Here is a 22642-nt window from a genome sequence, read left to right on the forward strand (position 1 = left end):
CCAAGCGGTTGTGACAGGCTGCGGACCAGCAGACCCGTGTCCGAGCTCGCTCATGACAGGAGCGTGAGATGGCTACACCGCCGCGCCTGATCCCGTTGCTGGAGCAGTTCGACTTCGCGTACAAGCGCCTCGCCGACCGCATGGCGGGTCCGGTCATGGACAGCGGCAACGGCACGGACGTCGAGGTCGGTCGCCTGACCGATGACGAGTACCTCTGGGAGCCGGTGCCCGACTGCTGGTCCGTCCGACGGCGCTCGGACGGACCGGGAGCAGGTGCGACCGTGCTGGTCGGCGCGGGCGGCTGGGGACGCGACGCGGCGCCGGCCCCACACCCCGCGCCGCCGCCCTTCACCACCATCGCGTGGCGCCTGAGCCACCTCAGCGAAATGCTGGCCCTCCGGGCAGAGCACACCATCGGCGGCCGCGCCCTGACCCGGGACGACCTCCACGTCAGCGGAGACGCCGCTGGGGCGATCGCCGCCTTCGCCTCCGGCGCCACGGCCTGGCGGAAGGCGCTGCTCAGCGCCGACGACACCGCGCTCGACACGATCGGATACAGCGCATACCCATACGGCAGCGACCCGGATGATCCCTTCATGGAGACCGTCTGGTGGGTCAACCAGGAACTGCTGCACCACGGAGCCGAGATCGCCCTGATGCGCGACCTGTACCGCGCGCGACAGCTCTGACGCACCTCAGCGCGAGCCATCGCGGCTGTCCGGTCGCCGACCAACTCCGTTCCGAGCCGCACACGTTGCGCGATCAGCACACCTTCAACGAGGACGCGGCTGGTCTTTCCCACGGCCACTCCGGTCCCCCAGGGCTGGCTGAGCGTGGTGCTCAGTTCATCGCTGCCCGAGGCCTCGGCGGTCGAGATGGTCGATCAACGCGGCCTCCTTGCGGAGCAGCCGGTCGCGATCGTCGGCAGGAAGCGACGCGAGAGCGTCGACCAGGACCCGCTCGCGAGGAACGTGAACCATGTTGCCCGAGTAGATCCGGCACCCGGAGCACCACGCCAGCCCGACGCAGCGCTCGTAACTGGAGGACTCGGGCGGATGGAAGCGGTATGGGTAGGAACGGACAGGTTCCCGGCACGCAACGCAGATCCAGCGTTCCTCGTCGAAGACGGACCAGCCGATGCCCCTCTTGCGCCAGGCCGTGCGTCCTGCCGACGCTCTTCAAGTCGTCACGGCCATCATTCTGCCTCGGGGCGGCCGACCTGCAGGACATCGGCGACCACGGCGTCCGGCTCCCCCCGTGGAGCCCGTCACGGTCGGGAGCTTCGGCCCCGCCCGGGCGTGGACCGGGAGCCAGGCCCCAGCGCAGCCGGACACCGGGCTGCCCGGATCCCGTGTCGTACGGTCTGATGTCGCGGCCGCCCACCGTCCGCAACGGATCTCACCCAGCCCGGCGGTACCGCCGGTACGGCCGGAAGGTGTGAACCGACACCGGGATCAGGCCGCGACGAGTTCCTGCTCGCGGTCCGGCGTCCCGACCTTGGGCTTCTTGTTCGGCAGCGAGAGGCGGAAGACCTTGTGCCACGCGGAGAACACCTGCTTGGGCAGCGGCCCGGTGACGTACTCCAGCTCGTACTTCTCGAACAGCGCGCGCACCTTCACCGCGACCTCGGCGTACCGGTTGCTCGGCAGGTCCGGGAAGAGGTGGTGCTCGATCTGGTGGGAGAGGTTGCCGGTCATGAAGTGCATGGCCTTGCTGCCGCTGATGTTCGCCGAGCCCATCATCTGGCGCAGGTACCACTGGCCGCGCGTCTCGCCCTTGATCGACCGGCGCTCGAAGACCTGCACGCCCTCGGGGAAGTGACCGCACATGATCACCGAGTGGGACCAGATGTTGCGGACCACGTTCGCGGTGAACGTGGCGGCGAGCGTGGTGAGGAACGACGGGCCCGACAGCAGCGGGTGGATCACGTAGTCCTTGAGCACCTGCTTGCGGATCTTGCGGCCCACGGCCTTGGCCCGCGCGCGGAACTCCGGGTTCTTGCGGCGGCGCTTGCGCAGGTTCTTGCCGAGCTCCAGGTCGTACGCGGCGATGCCGTATTCGAAGAAGCAGGCGTTGATGAAGTTCCACAGCGGCTGGCCGAGGTGGAACGGGTGCCACTTCTGGTCCTCGTCGACGCGCATGATGCCGTAGCCGAGGTCGTTGTCCTTGCCGATCACGTTGGTGTACGTGTGGTGCAGCTCGTTGTGCGAGTGCTTCCACTGCTCGGACGGCGAGGCGTGATCCCACTCCCAGGTGGTGGAGTGGATCTTCGGGTCCCGCATCCAGTCCCACTGGCCGTGCAGGATGTTGTGGCCGATCTCCATGTTGTCCATGATCTTCGCCACGGACAGACCGGCGGTGCCGAGCAGCCACGCGGGCGGGAAGAACGAGAACAGCAGCACGCCCCTGCTGACCAGCTCGAGCTTGCGCTGCGCCGAGATGACCTTGCGGATGTAGGCGGCGTCCTGCTCGCCGCGGGAGGCGATCACCTCGTCGCGGATCGCGTCCAGCTCGCGGCCGAGCTCCTCGATCTGCTCCGCGGTGAGGTGGGCGGTGGGGTCGATGGCGGTCAAGGTGGTCCTACCGTTCGATGTCGCAGGGGCCCGCCGCGGCGGACACGCAGGTCTGGATGAGGACGCCCGGCTCGGCCTCGGTGATCTCGCCGGTGCGCAGGTCGCGGACGGCGCCCGCCTTGAGCGGCGTGACGCAGCCGAAGCAGATGCCCATACGGCACCCGGAGGGCATGAGCACGCCGGCCTCCTCGCCGATGTTCAGCAGCGGCGTGGCGCCGTCCGCGTCGACCCTCTTGCCGGTGGCGCTGAACGTGACCTCGCCGCCCTCTCCGGCGACGACGACGCCGGGGCGGAAGCGTTCGGTGTGCAGGCGCTCCGGGACGCCGTGCTCACCCCAGTGCTCTTCGGCGGCGTCGAGCAGGCCCGCGGGCCCACAGGCCCAGGTCTCGCGCTCGGCCCAGTCGGGCACGAGTGCGTCGAGACGGGCGATGTCGAGCATGCCGTCCGTGTCGGTGTGCACCTCGGTGAGCCGCAGCTTCTTGTCCGCGACCAGGGCGTGCAGTTCGTCGCGGAAGATCACGTCTTGCGGCCGTGGCGCGCAGTGGACCATGACGACGTCGTCGAACTCGGTGTCGCGCAGCATGCCCATCACCGGCGTGATGCCGCTGCCGGCCGTCAGGTAGAGCACCTTGGCGGGCTTGGCCTGCGGCAGCACGAAGTCACCGGTCGCCTGGTCGAGCTGGATCAGCGTGCCCGGTTCCACCCTGCGGACCAGGTGGTTGCTGACCTTGCCGTCCGGGATCGCCTTCACGGTGATCGTGACGCGGCCGTCCTGGCGGTTCGTCGGCGAGGTGAGGGAGTAGGCACGCCACAGGCGCACCCCGTCGACATCGACCCCGATCCGCACGTACTGACCGGCCGTGTGGCCGCGCCAGCCCCGTCCCGGCCTGATCACGACGGTCGCGGCGTCACCCGTCTCGGCGTGCACGGCCTCGATGCGCCCCCGCAGGTCGGCGCCCGCACGCAGCGGGCTGACCAGGTCGAGGTAGTCCGACGGCAGCAGCGGCGTCGTGACCATCTCCAGCAGTTTCCACGCCCTGCTGCCGAGGGCTGTACTCGTCATGACTCCAGCTTGCTGCGCCTCAGGGCGTAAAGTCCTGACCGCAGGATGTGAATCTGGTCGGTTGAATTGTGCGCAGGGAACAAAAACGTGAGCCATGCAATCCGGAGGGCCAGCGAACTGGCCCTGGATGAGACGACGGTCACCGCACTTCGGGCCGCGCTGAGGACCACCGCCGACGAGGTGGTCGAGGCGATCATCGACGAGGTCCCTCCCTACGCCAACGCCCTGTCGGGCCACATGGGCGCCACCATCCGCCGAGCCGTCCGCACCGCCCTGGGGCACTACCTGGACCTCGCGAGCGGGAACGCCACAAGCGGCGACGCCGGTGACGCAGCTTACGAGCTGGGCCGCGGCGAGGTGCGCGACGGCCGTTCGATGGACGCCCTGCTCAGCGCCTACCGCGTCGGCGCCCGCGTGGCCTGGCGATGCCTGGCAGCGGGTGCCGTACCCGCAGGTCTGCCCGCCGCCGAGGTCGCCAAGTTCGCCGAGCTGACCTTCGCCTACATCGACGAGCTCTCCGCCGCGAGCGCCGCGGGCCACGCCGACGAACTGGCCGCCCGGGGCAGGGCCCACGAGCGCCATCTGGAACACCTGGCCCGCGACCTCCTCGCCGGCGCCAGCCCGGACGTGCTGCTGGCCTCTGTTCAACGGGCCGGGTGGCAGGCTCCGGTTTCGCTGACCGCGGTCCTGCTGCCCGCCGCCCAGGCCCGGCCCGCCTACCGCACGCTCGACCCGAGCACCCTCGTCCTCGACGATCTGCCGGACGCCACCGGTGTGCTGCTCGTCCCCGATGCCGACCGGTCACATCTCCTGCGGCAGCTGACCGACCGCACCGCCGTGGTCGGCCCGGCCCGGCCATGGACGCGTGCGTCCGCCTCGTACGCACGAGCCGTACGCGCGCGCTCCCTGTCCTCCGATATTCGCGACACCGAGGACCATCTGCCCGAGCTGGTGCTGAGCGCCGACGTGGACGCGTTCGCGGACCTGCGTGCCCGAGCCCTCGCACCGTTGCGGACCTTGCCCGAAGCGACCGCTCGGCGGCTGGAGGAGACGTTGCGGGAGTGGCTGCTGCACCAGGGCAGACGGGACGAGGTGGCGGCGGCGTTGTTCGTCCATCCCCAGACCGTCCGGTACCGGATGTCGCAGCTGCGCGAGCTGTTTCCGGATCTCGCATCGCCACACCGGGTCCTTGAACTGACGCTGGCGGTCGGTCTCCGGGACGGCTGACGCGTACGTCGACCGTGCGCGAGCGCGGCGGGAAGATCTCGGGCGGGGACACGCCGCGCAACCTCACCCCGATGGAATCGAGGCCGCCTCGTACGAGTTGGGGGGCGGCCGGTGGGGGAGAAGGGCAACCCGGCCCGTGGCGCGGGCCGCACGGGCGCCTCCCCCCTGCTCGCCGCACGACCGGATGTTCGGCGGGTTCGCCGTGTCGTGCCACTGGTCGGCACGCTCGACCGCCACCCCGCGCCTTCCGTGCCGCGTCTCATGCCAGCCGCGGCGGAACCGGGGGAGTGGGACAGGTGTTCCTTGGACAGGGGAGAGCCTGGTGACGAGGTCGCCGTGCGGGCCGACCACGGCGGTGAGGAAGCGACGGATCTCGTGAGCTTCTCCCGCGTGATCCCCCGGCTCGGTACAGAACCGGTAGCCCTCCTTCTTCGTCCGGATCAGGGGCGGCCGGCCCCGTTCGGCGATGATGTCGCGCAGGCAGGCCAGGTCAGAACAGGCTGTTGTCGTGCGGGAGATCGGCCGGGAAGGGCATGACGACGTCCCAGTGTTCGACGATCTTCCCGTCGGCGACGCGGAAGAGGTCGTAGAACGCGACAGGCAGGGAGAAGGTCCCCTCGGACACCGTCAGGACGAAGTCGCCCTCGGCGATGACCTTGTGCACCATTGCGTAGTGGAGCCGCTTGCCCTGCCCGGCCCACTTCGCCGCCGCGGCGGCGAACCCCTCGATGCCGTCGGCGGCCTCGGGGTTGTGCTGCCGGTAGGTCTCCTCGGAGACGTAGTCGGTCATGGCGGAACGATCACCGCCGACGAGGACCTTCTCGGTGAACTCCGTGACCAGGACGCGGTTGGCCTCGGTCCGGTCGAGGTCGGTGGGCTCGGTGGGTCCGTCGGTCTGGGAGCGGCCCGATACGGTCTCCTGGACCCACGGGGTCAGAGCGTCCCAGTGCTCGGTGATCATGCCGTCCGCGTCGAAGCGGAAGATGTCGAAGGCGACCAGCGGGACCGGGCCGGCGCCGTGGTAGATGCCGTGCAGGGCCACCAGATCGCCGTCCGCGATCACCCGGACGACCTCGTGGTGGAAGGTTTTCGGCAACCCTGCCACCAGTTGGCGCAGCGGCTCCCGCCCGTCACCAGCGGTGGAGCTGTGCTGCTTGTAGTCGACGGAGACCCAGCGGTCGACGGCGGACGGATCCTTGTCGGCGAGAAGTTCGGCCGCGGCCTTCAGGATGGTGCTCTTGATATCGCTCATGGTGCTCTCCTCTGGCAGGGCCGCGCGGGCGTCGGCTTCGGCCGGGGCGCCTCGGCGACGGTGTGGGTTTCGGCTACCGGTGCGAGGTGTTCCGGGCTGACGAGCGCACGGCCGTACCGGCGTCGCTCTCGTCGGCCGACGGGTCTGCCGGGTCTGCCGGGGATCCCGGCGAAGGAGACCGTGTCCTCGTGGCGGGCGGCGGTCCGCCGCCCGGGGAGGGGGGCGGCGGACCGGGATGTGGGCGGCCGGTTCGGTGACGGCCGCGTCGTCACATGTGGACGACGGGTGCGGCGTCGGGGTTGTGGACGGGGGCGCCGCGTCGGTAGAGGAGGACGCTGATGACGACGCCGACGGCGAAGAAGGCGGCGGACCACCAGTAGGCGGTGGAGTAGCCCTCCAGGCTCGCGTGGGCGAGGACCAGGGGGTCCTTGGGGTTCTTGCCGTCGATGTAGGTGGTGACGGCGCTGGTGGCCAGGGTGTTGAGGAGGGCGGTGCCCAGGGAGCCGCCGACCTGCTGCATGGTGTTGACGGTGGCGGAGGCGACGCCGGCGTCCTCGGTGCGTACGCCGTCGGTGGCGAGCGACATGGCGGGGGCCATGACGAGGCCGAAGCCGAGGCCGGCAACGATCAGCGGGGGCAGGATGTTGGCGGTGTATCCGCTGGTGAGGTCGAGGTCGGTGAGCCAGACCATGGCGGCGGCGGAGATGCCCATGCCCAGTGGGACCACCGGCTTGGGGCCGAAGCGGGGGATGAGGACCGTGGAGGACAGGGTGGAGGTGAGCATGAGCCCGGCGATCATCGGCAGGAAGGCGAGGCCGGTCTTGACGGGGGTGTAGCCGAGGTTCTGCTGGAGGTAGTAGGTGAGGAAGAGGAAGACCCCGAACATTCCGGCGCCGATGATCAGGACCGAGAGGAAGGAGGCTCCGCGGTTGCGGTCGAGCAGGACGCGCAGCGGGAGCAGGGGGTGCGCGGCCTTGGTCTGCCATACGGTGAACGCGGCGAGCAGGACGGCGCCGGCGATGAGGAAGCCGAAGGTCTGCGGGGAGCTCCAGTCATGGGTCTCGGCGTTGGAGAAGCCGTAGACGAGGCAGAACAGACCGCTGCCGACCAGGAGGGCGCCGGGGACGTCGATGGTGACGTTCCTGTCACGGGTGGCGCGCTGGAGGAGAAGGGCGCCGCCGACGAAGGCGACCGCGGCGAAGGCGACGTTGACGTAGAGCGTCCAGCGCCAGTCCAGGTACTCGGTCAGGACGCCGCCGAGGAGGAGGCCGATGGCACCGCCGGCGCCGGCGATGGCGCCGTAGACGCCGAAGGCCTTGCCGCGCTCCTTGGGGTCGGTGAAGGTCACCGTGAGCAGGGAGAGGGCGGCGGGGGCCAGCAGGGCGCCGAAGAGACCCTGGACGGCGCGGGCGCCGACGAGCATGTCGAAGTTCTGCGCGGCGCCGCCGATGGCGGAGGCTCCGGCGAAGCCGACGAGGCCGACGAGGAAGGTGATCTTGCGGCCGAAGAGGTCGGCGAGGCGACCGCCGAGCAGGAGGAGGCTGCCGAAGGCGAGGGCGTATGCGGTGACGATCCACTGCCGGTCGCCGTCGGAGAAGCCCAGGTCCTTCTGGGCGGAGGGCAGGGCGATGTTCACGATGGTGGCGTCCAGCACCACCATGAGCTGGGCCACGCCGATGACGGCCAGGATCCACCAGCGATGACGCGGCGCACCATCGGTGGTCGGGGGAGAGCCGGCCCCCTCGGGGGCGACTGTGTCGGCAGAGGTGTGGGACATGACGAATCTCCAGACAAGGGGTGCATCACGGGTGGTGCGGTGATGTCGGCGGGACGGCTGCGGCGTCGGAGCTCGTCACGCGCTCAGGTGCGGTGGCCGCGGCCGGTGGGCTCGCGGGAGGTGTCAGGCCGCCAGGGAACCTTCGCCGTGCGCTGTCGCAGGAGCCCGGTGGGCCGCGGCGCGCGGTACGACCGCCGCGATCAGTTCGGGCCCGGGGCCCTCGATCGCGCGGCGCCGTGCCTCTCCGGCCGACGCGGCGGAGAAGGTCTGCCAGTACCGCGCCTGACGGTTGATCCTGCCGATCAGCGGCATCAGGTCGGTCGCGGCAGGGGCGGGGATGCCCAGCCGTTCCGCCGCGTCCACACCGAGTGCTTCGCGGAGCACGCGCTGGATGACCGCGCGCACCTGGTCCTCGTCCATGACCGCGCCCGGCGCACCGGCCATCGCGCGGGCCTGGGCGTCGACCATGGCGAGGGTCAGCGCCCGTGAGTTCTCGTCGGGCGCGGCCGTCGTGGAGTCGAGCAGGTCCTGCACCCGGCGGGCCTCGGTGTGGCTCGTCACGCCCCGGGTCAGGCTCTCGTCGATCCCCAGGAGCTGGGCGACGTAGGACCAGTACTGGTACAGGTGCTGCTCCTCCTCGGAGCTGATGTCGATCCCGACGGCCGCCAGCGCCCGGTAGGAGACCAGGGTGAAACCGAGCCAGACGCGGGCCATGTCGGCCTGGGTCATCGGCGGCCCGGCAGGTGTCGTCGCGTCGCCGTGCGCGCGGGCGGCGACGCGGGTCCGCGCCCACAGCAGCCGCATCCGGACGGTGGCCGTCTGACCGGGGGCGCCGTACAGCAGTCCGCCCGGGCGCAGGGTCTGGCGGGCCCAGGCGCCGGCCTCCGCGAGGAGGCGCGTGGCCACGACGGCGAGCTCGCCGGTGCCGGCGAGGGTGTGCGCCACGGACGGGGACGCGAAGGCGTGGGCGAGCGCGCAGGGGACCGAGCACAGCTGGAACCACATGGGTGGTACGGACTGGCTGACGATGTCTCCCCGGTGGAGCATCAGAGGGTCGATGCGGGGCGGCTCCAACTGCCTCAGCAGCGCGGTCATGACTTCGGTGGGCGGTACGTCGGGATCGACCGGCCCCTGTCGGGGGCTCTGACGGGCACGGGCGGGGAGGCCCAGCTCGGTCACGACGGCGTCGGCCAGTGGGTCCCCTGCCGTCGCCACGGACAGGAGCCTCGGGGCTGCGGTCATCTCGCTCTCGCTTTCCGGATGCTTGCGGAACTGTCCAGGTCAGGGAGGGGCGCAGGGGCCGACTGTGCTGTCGGTCGGGCACCATAGAAACCCTGACACCCGTCAGATTAGCTTGAATCTGACGGGTGTCAAGTATGCTGGGTCCGAGTACCCGACCCGTTCGGGCCGTCGGTACCGCCGCAGAGAACGCGCTCCTCGGGCGGAGTGCGGTGACAGGCCGGCGCCGAGGCACTCGCGGAACGGACCGCACGCAGCCGAGATCGGACAGCAATGGAGGCACAGGTGAGAGCAGGAGCCGCATCCTTCAGACGGCCGGGGCGCCCCGGGGCGGACAACCCGGCGGTACCGCAGGGCGTGAGCGTCCTTCAGCGGGGGCTCGAAGCCTTCGCGGAACTGGGCTACGAGCATGCGTCGGCGCGGGAACTGGCCCGCCGCCTCGGCGTGAGCCACAACTTCATCAATGACCGGTACGGCTCCAAGGCGGCGTTCTGGCGCGCGGTCCTGGATCATGCCCTGGGGGAGAGCGTCCCGCAGCCACCGCGGCTCAGGGAGCCGGTCGACGAGGCGGAACGACTGCGGCAGGTCATCGCGGGCTTCTACCGGGCCGCCGTGGACACGCCGTTGGTCGGGCGGATCTTCGTCGACGAGTTCTCCCAGGACACCGAGCGGCTGGACTATCTCTACGAGCGTTACATCGTCCCGATGCTGCAGACCATGCTGCCCAGCGTCGAGCGGCTCGTCGCCGCCGGGCGCATGGCGCCCATACCGATGCACGTGCTGTTCTTCGCCGTCGTCCCACCGGTCTCGGGGATGGTGGACGGGCCGTTGGTGCGGCGCTTGGGCAGAGCCGGGCCCGCCTCACCGCAACAGCTCGCCGCCACGGCGGACAGCCTCGCCGAACTCGTGGTGAACGGACTCCTCGCGACTGGGCAGAGCCGCCCGCGAGACTGAATTCGACCTCGGGGGCGACCGGAGTGCGCCGATCCGAACCAGCGCGCTCCGGTCACGGAAGGAGCCGGCGTGGAGCGGGCGGTGTGCGGTGCGCAGAGGCGTCAGACCCGGGGGCGGGGCGATCGGACCGGCCCCCGGCCACCCGTCGGCGAGTGGCGCCGTCGCCGACGGCAGGACGGGCGACGCGGCGGCGGTTCCCGTTTCCGCGGTGGCGTTCGTGTCGGGCACCGGGTGCTCGGGCGTCGTCTCCCGCCGGCACGGCCCGGTGTATCTCTACGGGGTTGTCCTACGGCGTGGGCGTCTGGTTCGTTGTCCACCAGGACGCGATCCGGGCACGGGACCCGAAGCCGAGCTTGGCCAGGATGTTCTCGACATGGCCGTGGACCGTGCGCGGTGAGCGTCCGAGGGCCGAGGCGATCTGCTGGTTGGTCATGCCCTCGGCAACCAGCGCGGCCACCTCCCGCTCGCGGCGGGTCAGCGGGTGCGGGGCGGGTGCCGTGGCGGCGGGCGTGGACCGGGTGCGCAGGGCGTAGGCGATGGCCTCGTCCGGGCGGCGATGGCCGCAGCCCTCCGTGAGGACCTTCTCGTACCCGGCCGAGCCCAGGGCCCGTACGATCTCCTCCTCGCACCGGACGTGCTGTTGGATCATGTGGGGGCCGAACGTCGACAGGGGGGTGCCGATGTCCCGCCACAGGCCGCGCGCGACACCCAGCAGCCGACCCGCCTCCGCGTGGTCGCCGCCCGCGGCGGTGGCCCAGGCGAGCTCCTCCAGCATCAGGGCGACCCTGAGGTAGTCGTTGAAGCCCTGCTCCTTCGCCAGCGCGGTGCGGAACAGTGTGACGGCCTTCTCGTGGTCGCCGCGTACCCAGGCGTCGTAGCCGAGGGTCCACAGCGCGTGCGCGTGGGCCAGCAGCTCACCGTGCGCCTCGGCGAGCGCGACCGCCTGCCCGCAGGTCTCGGTGGTGAGCGGATCCCCGAGGTGGGACTGGGCGGTGGCCAGCTGGATCAGTGCGTACACCGCCCCGATCTCCTCGCCCGTCTCCTTGTGGGCGATCGCCGCCTCCTCCAGCAGGGTCACGGCCTCCACCAGACGGCCGCCGAACAACGCGAGGGTGCCGCGCAGGCTCAGGACATGGGCGGACACCCGCCGGTCCGCCAGCCGCTCGCCCAGTTCCCCCGCCTCCTCCAGCCACTGGTGCGCCACGGTGTGATCGCCCTGCAGCACCGCCACCCACGCGCCGACCCACAGAGCCCTCGCACGGGCGGGACCGGGCTCGGGCACGCCGGCCAGCGCCTGTTCCAGCAGGCGGCGTCCCTCGCCGAGGAACCCGCCCTCGCACCAGTGGAAGCGCAGTGCCACGGCCAGCGCCAGGGTGGCCCGCGGGTCGCCGCCCCACTCCAGCGCCGCCCGCAGATCGGCGTGCTCGGCGTGCAGCCGGGCCAAGCTCTCCCGCTGGCCCGGGCCGTACCACCCGTCGGCGATGCGCTCGGCCAAGGACAGGTAGAAAGCGTGGTGCCGCCGTAGGATCCGCTGCTCCTCGCCGGACTCCGCGAGCCGCTCACGGCCGTAGCCGCGGATGGTCTCCAGCAGGCGGTAGCGCGGCAGGCCTTCGCGTCCGGTGGGCACGACGACGGACTGGGCGACGAGTTGGTCGAGGAGGTCGAGCACCTCGTCACGGCCGAGACCGTCGTCCGAACAGACGTCCTCCGCCGCCTCCAGGCTGAAGTCGCCGGCGAATACCGACAGGCGGTTCCACAGCAGTCGCTCGGCGGGAGTGCACAGCTCGTGGCTCCAGTCGATCAGTGCGCGCAGCGTCCGCTGGCGCGGGCGGGCCGCCCGGCTTCCGTTCGCGAGCAGCCCGAAGCGGTCCCGCAGCCGGTTCACCGCTTCGTCGACGGTCAGGGCGCGCAGCCGGGAGGCGGCCAGTTCGATGGCCAGCGGCAGTCCCTCGAGACCGGCGCACAACCTCAGGACCTGGGCCCGGTTGTCGTCGGTGATCCGGAACCGCGGGCACACGGCCGTGGTCCGGTCCCGCAGCAGTTCCATCGAGTCCTGCGGTCCCAAGGGCGGGACGGTGAAGATGCGCTCGCCGAAGATTCCCAGCGTCCGGCGGCTGGTCGTCAGCAGACGGAGCCCGGGGGAAGCCGACAGGAGTGCCTGGGCCAGTTCGGCACAGGCGTCGACGAGGTGCTCGCAGTTGTCCAGCACGATCAGTGGGGAACGGTGGGTCAGGAAGGCGGCCAGCTGCTCGACCACCGGCCGGGTGCCGAGATCCGGCAGTCGCAGAGCGGCGGCCACCGCGTTCGCCGTCGCCGACGGGTCGCGTACGGGGGCCAGATCCACCAGCCACAACCCGTCGGTGAATTCCGTCGCGGACGCCGCGGCCACCTCCAGCGCCAGCCGTGTCTTGCCCACACCGCCCATGCCGGTGAGCGTCAGCAGCCGTGTCGTCCCCAGAAGATCACGCACTGTGGTGAGGTCGGGGCCTCTTCCCACGAAGCTGGTGAGAGCGTCGGGCAGATTGCCGGTGTCCCGCATCTGGGTGGTCACGTCGCTTCCAGCCTCCCCGCGGCTCGCAGGCGTTCCGGAACAGGCGAGGTCCGTACATGTCGCGCAAAGGACACTTCGCCGCTTGTGCCGCTGAACAGTACCCAGGCGTCATCGGCCGGACCGCGGGGTGTGATCGAACTCTCAAGCGGGTGTCATGACATGGTGTGGCTGAACTCGTCCAGGGTGAGCGCGCGGCGGGGCGCGGGCACCTGTATCGCCCCAGGAAGGCCACGTGGGTGCTGCCGGAGTGGGCCTGGAGACTGCGCCGCTCCATGGTCTGCCAGTCGGGGGTGTCGATCCGGTCCGGCCCGGCCGGAGCCTTGTCCGAGTGGTCGGCCTCGGCGGCCCGTGTCGCTGCGGACGCCTTGCGCCGGTAGCCCGGCAGGCCGAAGAACGCCGCGGTGAAACCGCTGACGAGGCCGCTCACGGCAGTACGGCCCTCACCGCCCCGCCAACCAGCCCCGGCTGCAGCGCGACATACGCGGCGGACGGCTGCTTGCGGGCGGGGACGGTGACGTCGGGGCCGGTCAACGTCGGCTCCCTCTCTTGGCGCGCCGAGGGCGTGGCAGGCCGGATCCGGCGCGGTACGCGGCCGGTGGACAGCGATTCGCCTGGGAGTGTGTCGTCATTGACTCCACTTTCCGGGGGTGCGCGCGGCCAGGCGACGCGAGAGGAGATCGGGGCTGGGCGGGGACGGCGGCGCCATCGGCGGCGGGGCGCTGAACTGGTCCCCGGGCCTGCCGGGCCACCAGCCGTTCGACGGCTTCGGCGGCGCCGCGGGGGACAGCGTGCGACGTGCGACGGTCAGCAGGCTCCCGGGGACTGCCTGGACCAGATCGGCGAGCCTGTTCGTCACGGCGTCGAGCAGCCCGCCGCAGGATGGGCTGTGCGTGGCGCGGGACTGCGCTCGCGCACCGCGGCGGCGGCCGTCTCGGCCTGGCGAGGCTGATGCTCGGGGACGCGGCGGAGCTTCCCGTACCGGGGAGTTGGAGGCGACGGGTCAGGTGTCCAGCGTCGAGGTGTCGATCACGAAGCGATACCGCACGTCGGAGGAGAGGACGCGCTCGTACGCGTCGTTGATCTTCTCGGCCGCGATCACCTCCACTTCCGCACCGATGCCGTGCTCGCCGCAGAAGTCGAGCATCTCCTGGGTCCCGCGAATGCCGCCGAACAGCGAGCCGGCGAAGGAACGCCCCCTCATGAGCAGGGAGAAGACATTCAGCGACAGTGGCTCACCGGGGACGCCGACGTTGACCATCGTGCCGTTCACGGCCAGCAGGCCGAAGTAGGCGTCCAGGCTGAGCTTCGCGCTGACCGTATTGATGATCAGATCGAAGGTGCCCGCCAGTTGCCCGAAGGTGGCCGTGTCGCCGGTGGCGTGGTAGTGGTCGGCGCCCAGGCGCAAACCGTCGTCCAGCTTCTTCAGCGACTGCGACAGGACGGTGACCTCCGCCCCCATCGCGTGGGCGATCTTGACGGCCAGGTGACCGAGGCCGCCCAGACCCACGATCGCGACCTTCGCACCGGGACCGGCGCCGAAGCGGCGCAGCGGTGCGTACGTGGTGATGCCGGCGCACAGCAGCGGGGCCGCCGCCTCGAGGGCGAGGCTCTCGGGGACACGCACCACGAAGTCCTCGTCGACGACGATGTGGGTGGAGTAGCCACCCTGGGTGAGGGTGCCGTCCCTGTCGATCGCGCCGTAGGTCGTGGTGTGCCAGTTCAGGCAGTACTGCTCCTCGCCCTTCCGGCACGGCTCACATTCGCGGCAGGAGTTGACCATGCATCCGACGCCGACGCGGTCACCGGTGGTGTACTTGGTCACCTCGGCGCCGACGCCGGTGACGATGCCGGCGATCTCATGACCGGGGACGACCGGATAGGTGGCCGGGCGGCCCTCGCTGCGGGCGTGGTTGATGTCGGAGTGGCAGATGCCGGCGTACTTGATCTCGATGAGCACATCGTGCGGGCCGACGTCGCGACGCTCGATGGTGGTGGGGGTGAGTGGTGCGGTCGCGGACGTGGCGGCGTACGCGTTGACGGTGAACACATCGTCTCCAGAGGTGCTGGTTTGCCTGGATGATGAGGGCCGCACGGTGGTCGTCCGTCGGGGAGACGGACGGCCTTCCTGCTGCGGCCCGAAACGCCGTGGGCCGGGTCAGGCGGCCGGGGCGGACTCGGTGACGTTGCGCGCGTAGGCCGTGCCGCCCGGCACGAGGAACTCCATCAGCTCGGGCGTCGGGGCACCGCTCGCGTTCTCCGCCAGCGCGGCGGCGGTCGCCTCCGGGGTGAACGTCTGCCAGCGCCTCATCTGGCCGTTCATCAAACTGATGACGGGCAACAGATGCGCTACGGCCGACCCGGGGAGTCCCAGATGATCGGCGTGCTCGTCGCCGAACGTACGCCGCAGCAGAGCATGGATGAGGTCGCGGTAGTGCTCCTTGTCCATCAGCGCGTCCGGCCGGACGGTGAGGCTCTCGGACTGCGCCTCGATCATCGCGGCCGTCAGGGCCCGTGCGTTGTCGTCGGGCGGCGCCGTCGTCGAGTCCAGGAGGTCCAGCAGGCGGGCGCCGTCCTCGTCGTCCTTGACGTCGGCGTAGAAGAACGGGTCCAGGCCGAGCAGGTAGGCGAGGTAGGACCAGTACGCGTAGCGCTGTTGCTGCTCCTCGAGGGTGAAGTCGATGCCGACGGCCGAGAAGGCGCGCGAGGGGGTGAGAGTGAAGTCGAGCCAGGTGCGGGCCACGTCGACCTGACCGATGGGCATCCCCCAGACAGCTTGGTCCCAGCCGTGTTGGAGAGCCGTCGCGCGCACCCTGGCGTGCAGCAGGCGGACCTGGGCGGTGGCGATGTAGCCCGGTGCCCCTCGGTGCAGCCCGCCGGGCTGGGAGGCGGACATCGTCCACAGGCCGGTTTCGATCAGGCGGCGCGGGGCCGTCTTCGTCAGCTGTCCGGTCTGTACCAGCAGCCGTGCGATCGCCGGGGAGGAGTACGTGTGCGTCAGCGCACTCGTGATCATGGCGATCTCGAACCACATCGGAGGCACGGAGTGCGTCACCACCTCACCCTGGTCGAGCATGGCCGGATCGACCCAGGCCGGCACGGCCTCCACCTGCTCGAGGAAGGCCTTGATGCCCTTGGGCGGCTCCTCGCTCAGCTGCGAGAGACCCACCTGGAGCCCCGAGTTGAGGATGCGGCGTCCCTCCTTCCCCAGTCCGTCGAGCTCGGCGATCACGGCGTCCGCCAGGGGGTCCCCCATCATGGCCATCACGGCCATGTTTTCGGCTTTCGCGCCGTGGCGGACCCGGGCCTCGTCGAGATTGACCACCCGCTCCGGGACAGCGCCGGCATTGCTCTTCGACATGCTTCATCAGCTCCTCGAATGTGGGGGTTTCGCCGCGAGTCGCCGGCCTCGACGAGGTCGACCGAGGGCGGGCGGCGTTAAATCCGACAGCTGTCAGTTTAATGGTGCGGTGACCCATGTCAACCCGGCGATCACTGCCCGGGCGTCGCGGCCCGAGTACGGTCCTTATGTCTTCTGAACAGGTACGATCCCCGGGATCACCGAGATGGTCGACTGTCGTGTCCCCCGGCGGCCGGTCGGCCGTACCAGGAGGGAGCGGACACGTGGCAGCCAAGCCGAGCACCACTCGACGCCCGGGGCGCCCCAGTGGCGACACCGCCGCGCTACCGGAGGAGGGGGACATTCTGCTCCGAGGCCTGGAAGCGTTCGCGGAGCTGGGCTACGACCGTGCGTCCGCTCGTGAGCTCGCCCGTCGCCTCGGAGTCAGCCACACGTTCATCAACGACAGGTACGGATCCAAGGCGGCCTTCTGGCGGGCGGTGGTGGACGCCGCGCTCGGCGCGCAGCTGAAGCACGTGGCGCCGATGGATTCCGGTGCCGGCGACGAAGAGGTGATGCGGCAGTTCATCACGGACTTCTATCGGACCAGCATCGACGAACCGAACCTGGCCCGGTTGATGGCGGACGAGTCCTCGCGGGACACGGAACGGCTGGACTATCTCTACCAGCGCTACATCGAGCCGGCGCTGACGGCCCTCAGGCCCAAGGTCGACAGCTTGACGGCGTCCGGCCGTATGACCCGAGTGCCGGAGGACGTCCTGTTCTTCGCCATCATCGGTCCCATCTCGGGCCTGGTCAGTGACCCTCTCGCCCGCCGTCTGGGCCATCGGTCCGAGCCGATGACGGCGGAGGAGCGCGTGGACAGGGCCCAGGTCCTGGCCGACCTGGTGGTCGACGGCCTCCTGGGCCGGAAAGACTGAGTCCGGCGTTAGGCCGTTCCCGAGCACCCCCCCCCGCAGCCCGACGTCCAACGGGCCCACCACAGGCACCGCGGACGCCCCTAGGCCGGCCCCTGGCAGTTCCGAGCCGTGGCCACGCGGCATGACAAGCTTAGAGCGACCGGCAAGAGGTGTCGGCGAGGTCTGCTCGAACCCCTCTGGGACCAGTTCGCCGCACTTCTACCCACACGGCCGGAGTTCGCCGCGGGGCACCCGCTCGGCTGCCACCGCCGCAGAATCCCCGACCGGACCGTGTTCGAACACGTGGTGCTCGCGCTGGTCCACGGCTCGGGTTACGAGCGCCTGTCCAGTCCCGGATGCTCCGACCGCACCATCCGCCGACGGCTCAAAGAGTGGGCCGCGCAAGGCATTTCCGAGGCCGTCCACGCCATCGCGCTCCAGGCGTACGACCGCATGATCGGCCTGGAGCTGTCCGAGATATCCGTCGACGGCTGCATCACCAAGGCCCCGTGCGGCGGCGAGTGCGCAGGCCGGTCCCCGGTCGACCGCGGGAAGCAGGGACTGAAGCGCGCGCTCGCCTCCGACGCGTGCGGCGTCCCGATCGGCCTGGTCGCCGCAGGGGCCAACCGCCACGACTCGCCTCTCCTCGGCCCGACCCTCGAGGCGGCCATCGGACAGGTGGAATCCTTGCCCGAGGATGTGAACGTCAACCTCGACCGGGGCTACGACAACAACAAGTCCCGTACTCTGCTCCGGGAGTTGGGTTTCACCGGTGAGATCGCCCGCAAGGGTGTACCCGCTCCGGTCCAGGCCGGTAAGCGGTGGACCGTGGAACGGACGCACTCGTGGATGAACGGCTACGGCAAGCTCCGGCGCTGCACCGAGAGGAACGGTGCGGTCGTCGAGTTCGACCTCCACCTCGCCGCGACTCTCGTCACGCTCCGCATGCTCATCCGACGCTCGACGAGCCGCTACCGCTGGGACGGCCGCCCCACCACCCGGCGCCTCAAGTGATCCATCTGCCGGTCGGTCCTAATCGAGTGCGAGAGTCCCGGTCCGGGTGATACAAGGTCCGCGTGACTGATCATCTCTACTTCCCCACCCTGCTGCGGATGATTGACGAGCGTTCCGCCGCGTTCCGCGCCGCCGTCGCCGAGTCCCCCAGCCTCGATGCCGACGTCCCGTCCTGCCCGGGCTGGACGCTGTACGACCTGGCGAACCACCTCAGTGAGGGGGACCGCTTCTGGGCCTACATCGTGCTGAACACCGCGCCGGGCGACGAGCGGCCGAGCAAGGACGGCCTGGCGGCGCCCAGGGAGCGCGAGGCCCTCATCACCTGGCTGGCCGACTCGACGGAGCAGCTGCTCACTGCTCTGCGCGAGGCCGGCCCGGACCGGGGCTGCTGGGCCTGGTGGGAGCCGCTGGCCTCGCCGCACACGGTGGCCGCCGTGGCCCGCCGCCGCGTCCCGGAATCGCTGATCCACACCTACGACGCCCGGCTGGCCTCCGGTACCCCGCAGGAGCTGCCGACGACCGAGGCGGTCGACGCCATCGAGGAGTTCCTCGCCACCGTCTGCACCGGCACCGTCCCGTGGCCGGGCGAGCCCGCCACCATGGACTACCACGCAGCCGAGGCCGGCTCCTGGCGCCAGACAGTGGACGCCGCCGGTTCCCGCTTCACCCGCCTCACCGCGGCGGAGGCCGCCGAGAGCAAGCCCACCGCCGCCATCTACGGCACGGCAAGCGAGATGGCCCTGCTCATGTACATGCGCATCCCGGCCGGCTTGCTGCGGATCGAGGGCGACGCCGACCTGCTCCAGCAGCTGCAGGACTGGGGCTGAGGCCGACCGGCAGATGGATCACTTGAGGCGTCGGGTGGTGGGGCGGCCGTCCCAGCGGTAGCGGCTCGTCGAGCGTCGGATGAGCATGCGGAGCCTGACGAGAGTGGCGGCGAGGTAGAGGTGCAAGTCCACGACGCATAGCCGGAGCCGTGGACCAGCGCGAGCACGATGTACTCGAAGACGGTCCGGTCTGGAACCCGTCGCCGGTGGCAACCCAGCGGATGGCTCTCGGCGTATCCGGTCCGCACCGCAGCAGAGCGGCGAAGTGGTCCCACAGGGGTTCCGAAAGGCATGCTGGGACCGCAGGCACGAGCCCTCCGGGTGATCACCGAGCGTCAGGAACTCCATGAGCGCGCTTGGGGTGTTCAGGTTCGGGGGTGTGGTCCTTGAGCGCCGTCTCCCGGATGAACAACGTCAGTACGAGGCCGAGCAGCGCGGCGGGGGCTGTGAACAGGAAGAGGTCCGCGATGCCGTCGCCGTAGGCACTCTTGACCACGGTGCGCAACGGCTCGCCGAGTGTGGACACGTCCGGAACGGCGCCTTGGGGGTCCGACGCCCCGGCCGGTGCGCCGATCCTGGCAAGCCCGTCGGAGAGATAGCGCGTCACACGGCTCGCGAGGAGCGCGCCGAGAGCCGAGACGCCGACCGTGCCGCCGAGCGAGCGACTGAACGCCACCAGAGAGCTCGTGGCGCCGAGGTCGGTGCCGTCGGTCCGGTTCTGTGCCGCGAGCACCAGGTTCTGCATGCTCATGCCGAGGCCGAGGCCGGTGAGCGCCATGGCGGCCGCGACGTGGGTGTACGGGGTGTCGTACCGGAGGCGGGCCAGCAAGGCCAGGCCGGCGACCAGCAGGACACCGCCCGACACCAGCCATGCCTTCCAGCGTCCGGTACGGGTGATGAGACGGCCGGACACGGTGGAGGCCAGGAAGAGGCCGGCGATCATCGGGATGGTCATGAGTCCGGCCCTGGTCGCGGAGTTGCCGCGGGCGAGCTGGAAGTACTGGCTGAGGTAGACGGTGGCGGCGAACATGGCGGCTCCGACAAGGAGCGATACGGAGCTGGCCAGAGCGATGGTGCGGTCGCGGAAGAGCCGGAGCGGGATCACCGGATCGGCGGCCTTCCTCTCGTTCAGGACGAACAGGCCTGCCAGGACGACGGATCCGCCGGTCATGGTGTAGGTCTGCCACGAGTTCCAGGCGAACGAGTCCCCGGCCAAGGTGACCCACACCAGCAGCAGGCTCACCGTGGCGGTGACGAGAGCGGCACCCGGCCAGTCCACCTTCCTGCCGCCCGCACCCACGGGCAGGCGCAGGGTCCGCTGCAACACGGCCAGGGCGAGCACGGCGAACGGCACACCCACGTAGAAGCACCAGCGCCAGCCGAGCCAGGACGTGTCGGTGACGACGCCGCCGATGAGCGGACCGGCAACCGTGGCCACGGCGAACACCGCGCCGAGGTAGCCGTTGTAGCGACCCCTCTCGCGCGGCGGGATCATCGAGGCGAGGACGATCTGGGAGAGCGCGACCATGCCGCCGGTGCCGATGCCCTGGATGGCGCGCATGGCGATGAGGAGCCCTGTGCCGTGGGAGAACCCGGCGAGGACGGACCCGGTCACGAAGATCAGCAGAGCCGTCTGGATCAGAAGCTTCTTGTCGTAGAGGTCGGCGAGCTTGCCCCACAACGGAGTGGAGGCCGTCATCGCAAGCAGGGTCGAGGTGACGACCCAGGTGTAGGAGGACTGGGTTCCGCCGAGGTCCGAGACGATGTGCGGGAGGGCGTTGGAGACGATCGTTGAGGACAAAATTGCCACGAACATGCCAAGCAGAAGTCCTGACAGGGCCTGCATGATCTGACGCTGCGTCATGGCCGGCCCGGCGGACACGGACTGCGGGGCGTGTGGTTCGTCGACGGTGCTCATGTGCGCTCTCAAGGTCGTGGGGGTGCGGGCCGGGTCGCCGCGGCGGAGGCGCACGGCGACCCGGACCCACAGATGATCAGTGGCTGTTCATGACCCCGAGGGAGTCGAGCATCGCGAGGAAGTCCGTGGTGTCCCAGTGCTCGACGATCACGCCGTCCTCGAAGCGGAAGGTGTCGGCAGTGGTGAAGTCGACGGCCCGTCCGGTTGCCGGAAGGGGGCCCAGATCGCCCAGGTGGTAGCCGTCCCAGCGGCTGCGGGTGATGACCCGGTCCCGCTCGGCCACGATCTGTACCTGGTACGCCCGGCCCTTCTGGAACACCTTGCGGAAGCCGACGAACTCCTCGTTGAAGTGGGAGGCGCCGTCGGGGGCGCGGCCGGTGTTCTGGATGTAGGCGTCGGCCAGGCCGTAGGCGTCCTCGGCGTTGCCGGTGGCCACGACCCCCTCGTACATGGCGCGCACCTGGGACTTGTGCCACTCGGGCCTGGTGGTCTGACGGTTCACGCCAACGCCGAAGGGCGAGCCGGGCTTCTCCTCGAAGAGTGGGATGCTCGGGGGGATCAGTCCGCACTCGGCAAGGATGCGGTAGCCGTCCTCGACCTCCCAGTGCTCGACCAGGCGGCCGGCCCGATGACGGAAGAAGTGGTGGTTGCCGATGCGGAAGCTCTTGCCGGTGGGTTCGTGCCCGGCATACGGCCCCTCGTGGGTGCCGGAGACGTAGGTGCGCAGGGCGAGCAGGTCGCCCTCCACCACCACTCCGACGTTCTCGTGGATCTCGTAGGCCAGGTCCGGGAAGGCGGCGCGCAGAGCGATCAGCCGGTTCTTCTCGCCGTTGCGGCCAGTGGTTCCGGTACGCCGATGGCTCTCGTAGGTCGGGGCGAGCACGCGGTCGATGTCGTCGTCGGTGCCTTCGTTGAGAGCCTTGAAGTACTCACGGACGAGGAGGTCGGCCTGTTGGTTCTCCCAGGTGAGGTGGAAGCCGTCGAGGCTGGTGGCGGGGATGAGACTCATGGTGGTGCGGCCTTTCTTGCCGAGTCGCGTTCTTCGAGCCCCCCGTGGCGCGGTCGGTCAGAGGACGCCCATCATGTGGGCGATCTTCTGATCGGCTTCCTGGTCGGACAGGGAATCGACGAGGTCGAGGATCTTCTGGTCCGCGGGGTCGGTGAGCACCCGCGTGGGCGGGTTCGGGTCGGTCAGCAGGTCGGCGATCTGGGCGGCCACGTCCTTCGGGTCGACGCCGCCATCGGCCGCTTCGAGGTCGGCCTTGGCGAAGCGCCGCAGTGACTCGCCGTAGAGGGCCTCCTGCTCGGCCGTGAGGCTGTCGATGAGGGCCTGCTGGTTCCGGGCGGCCTTGGGCAGCGCGTTCGTACGCATCTTTCCGGCGCGGACGATGGTGATCGGGATGGACCAGGGCAGGAGTTCGCGGCGCAGCAGGTCCATCAGGCCCTCCATGGCGAACTTGGAGCCGGCCAGGATGCCCTTGTAAGGCAGAGCGACATGGCCGGTGAGTGAGCCGATTTCGACGATGCGACCGCGGCCGCGGCGCAGGGCCGGCAGCAGCGCCTTGATGCTGGCCACATGCCCGAAGACGTTCACGTCGAACTGCCGGCGGATCCCCTCCATGGAGACGATCTCCATCGGACCGGGGACGAGGATGCCCGCGTTGCTGATCAGAGCGAACAGACCCTGATCGCCGACCTGCTCCTCGACGACGCGCGCCATCGCCTCGACCTGGGCGTCATCGGTGATGTCCATGATGACCGGGGTGACTTTGCCGCCGGTGGCCGTGGAGAGGTCTTCGGACTCGGCCTCGCCGAGTGTGGTCCCGAAGACGTGATAGCCCTGCTCTGCCAGCAGGATCGCGGTGGCCCTGCCCAGGCCTTCGGAAGCTCCGGTGACGACGACGGTTGGGGGGTTGCCGGTCATGAATATCCTCCTCGGAGGTGACAAACCGGTACTTTTCTAAAAACGCTCAATCACACAATCATATGT

At 70.1% G+C, this 22642-nt stretch carries 17 protein-coding genes and 2 pseudogenes; 6 read left to right on the forward strand and 13 right to left on the reverse strand.

Translation table 11 applies throughout. The annotated features are described in order from the left end of the window. The first annotated feature begins 68 nt into the window (after positions 1-68). Positions 69-689 carry a DinB family protein gene (locus tag ACYQ8Q_RS43880; RefSeq protein WP_460072914.1) on the forward strand — a complete coding sequence of 207 codons (621 nt, stop codon included), beginning with the start codon at positions 69-71 and terminating at the stop codon, positions 687-689. A 156-nt stretch (positions 690-845) separates the two neighbouring features. On the opposite strand, the gene ACYQ8Q_RS43885 is transcribed toward ACYQ8Q_RS43880, so the two are convergent. From ACYQ8Q_RS43885 to ACYQ8Q_RS43895, 3 genes are all read right to left on the reverse strand, one after another. Continuing rightward, positions 846-980, reverse strand: coding sequence for a hypothetical protein (locus ACYQ8Q_RS43885; protein WP_460072916.1), 135 nt, complete (start codon positions 978-980; stop codon positions 846-848). Positions 981-1454: 474 nt separating this feature from the next. Next, the gene (locus ACYQ8Q_RS43890; RefSeq protein ID WP_460072918.1) at positions 1455-2573 is read right to left on the reverse strand and encodes a fatty acid desaturase family protein; all 1119 of its coding nucleotides are present in this window, start codon (positions 2571-2573) and stop codon (positions 1455-1457) included. A gap of 7 nt (positions 2574-2580) precedes the next feature. Then, a complete protein-coding gene (locus ACYQ8Q_RS43895) occupies positions 2581-3636 on the reverse strand; it encodes a ferredoxin reductase (RefSeq protein WP_460072920.1) in 1056 nt (351 codons plus the stop codon). Between the two features lie 87 nt (positions 3637-3723). Between ACYQ8Q_RS43895 and ACYQ8Q_RS43900 the strand changes: the two genes are divergently transcribed. Continuing rightward, positions 3724-4863, forward strand: coding sequence for a PucR family transcriptional regulator (locus ACYQ8Q_RS43900; RefSeq protein ID WP_460072922.1), 1140 nt, complete (start codon positions 3724-3726; stop codon positions 4861-4863). Positions 4864-5353: 490 nt separating this feature from the next. Here the strand turns inward: ACYQ8Q_RS43900 and ACYQ8Q_RS43905 are convergent, their stop codons facing one another. The 3 genes from ACYQ8Q_RS43905 to ACYQ8Q_RS43915 form a co-directional block, all read right to left on the reverse strand. Continuing rightward, entirely contained in the window at positions 5354-6115 is a 762-nt protein-coding gene (locus ACYQ8Q_RS43905; protein WP_460072923.1) for a nuclear transport factor 2 family protein, read from the reverse strand. A 268-nt stretch (positions 6116-6383) separates the two neighbouring features. Next, positions 6384-7892, reverse strand: coding sequence for an MFS transporter (locus ACYQ8Q_RS43910; RefSeq protein ID WP_460072925.1), 1509 nt, complete (start codon positions 7890-7892; stop codon positions 6384-6386). Between the two features lie 123 nt (positions 7893-8015). After that, positions 8016-9107 (reverse strand): oxygenase MpaB family protein, encoded by a 1092-nt coding sequence (locus ACYQ8Q_RS43915; protein ID WP_460072927.1) that lies wholly within the window; start codon positions 9105-9107, stop codon positions 8016-8018. A 381-nt stretch (positions 9108-9488) separates the two neighbouring features. Here ACYQ8Q_RS43915 and ACYQ8Q_RS43920 point away from each other — a divergent pair, with 381 nt between their 5' ends. Next, positions 9489-10085 carry a TetR/AcrR family transcriptional regulator gene (locus ACYQ8Q_RS43920; protein WP_460072929.1) on the forward strand — a complete coding sequence of 199 codons (597 nt, stop codon included), beginning with the start codon at positions 9489-9491 and terminating at the stop codon, positions 10083-10085. A gap of 286 nt (positions 10086-10371) precedes the next feature. Here the strand turns inward: ACYQ8Q_RS43920 and ACYQ8Q_RS43925 are convergent, their stop codons facing one another. The 3 genes from ACYQ8Q_RS43925 to ACYQ8Q_RS43935 all read right to left on the reverse strand — a co-directional run bounded on the left by ACYQ8Q_RS43925 (position 10372) and on the right by ACYQ8Q_RS43935 (position 15994). Continuing rightward, positions 10372-12636 (reverse strand): ATP-binding protein, encoded by a 2265-nt coding sequence (locus ACYQ8Q_RS43925; protein WP_460072930.1) that lies wholly within the window; start codon positions 12634-12636, stop codon positions 10372-10374. A gap of 1000 nt (positions 12637-13636) precedes the next feature. Further along, complete coding sequence (locus tag ACYQ8Q_RS43930; protein WP_460072932.1) at positions 13637-14683, reverse strand: NAD(P)-dependent alcohol dehydrogenase; 1047 nt, start codon at positions 14681-14683, stop codon at positions 13637-13639. 108 nt (positions 14684-14791) lie between these two features. Further along, positions 14792-15994 (reverse strand): oxygenase MpaB family protein, encoded by a 1203-nt coding sequence (locus tag ACYQ8Q_RS43935; RefSeq protein ID WP_460072934.1) that lies wholly within the window; start codon positions 15992-15994, stop codon positions 14792-14794. A gap of 263 nt (positions 15995-16257) precedes the next feature. Here ACYQ8Q_RS43935 and ACYQ8Q_RS43940 point away from each other — a divergent pair, with 263 nt between their 5' ends. The 3 genes from ACYQ8Q_RS43940 to ACYQ8Q_RS43950 all read left to right on the forward strand — a co-directional run bounded on the left by ACYQ8Q_RS43940 (position 16258) and on the right by ACYQ8Q_RS43950 (position 18734). Further along, entirely contained in the window at positions 16258-16914 is a 657-nt protein-coding gene (locus ACYQ8Q_RS43940; protein ID WP_460072937.1) for a TetR/AcrR family transcriptional regulator, read from the forward strand. A 162-nt stretch (positions 16915-17076) separates the two neighbouring features. Further along, positions 17077-17907: an IS5 family transposase gene (locus ACYQ8Q_RS43945; protein WP_460073753.1), complete on the forward strand. Its 831-nt coding sequence runs from the start codon at positions 17077-17079 to the stop codon at positions 17905-17907. Between the two features lie 62 nt (positions 17908-17969). Beyond that, positions 17970-18734, forward strand: coding sequence for a maleylpyruvate isomerase family mycothiol-dependent enzyme (locus ACYQ8Q_RS43950; RefSeq protein WP_460072939.1), 765 nt, complete (start codon positions 17970-17972; stop codon positions 18732-18734). A gap of 137 nt (positions 18735-18871) precedes the next feature. Here the strand turns inward: ACYQ8Q_RS43950 and ACYQ8Q_RS43955 are convergent. From ACYQ8Q_RS43955 to ACYQ8Q_RS43970, 4 genes and pseudogenes are all read right to left on the reverse strand, one after another. Then, positions 18872-19044, reverse strand: a pseudogene (locus tag ACYQ8Q_RS43955) (IS5/IS1182 family transposase); the annotation flags it as partial. A 75-nt stretch (positions 19045-19119) separates the two neighbouring features. Continuing rightward, positions 19120-20598, reverse strand: a pseudogene (locus ACYQ8Q_RS43960) (MDR family MFS transporter); the annotation flags it as partial. A 130-nt stretch (positions 20599-20728) separates the two neighbouring features. Continuing rightward, positions 20729-21661 (reverse strand): ester cyclase, encoded by a 933-nt coding sequence (locus ACYQ8Q_RS43965; RefSeq protein ID WP_460072941.1) that lies wholly within the window; start codon positions 21659-21661, stop codon positions 20729-20731. A gap of 57 nt (positions 21662-21718) precedes the next feature. After that, on the reverse strand, positions 21719-22576 hold the full coding sequence (locus ACYQ8Q_RS43970; protein WP_460072943.1) for an SDR family NAD(P)-dependent oxidoreductase: 858 nt from the start codon (positions 22574-22576) through the stop codon (positions 21719-21721). Positions 22577-22642: the final 66 nt, after the last annotated feature.

This window comes from Streptomyces sp. YKOK-I1, assembly GCF_054660435.1.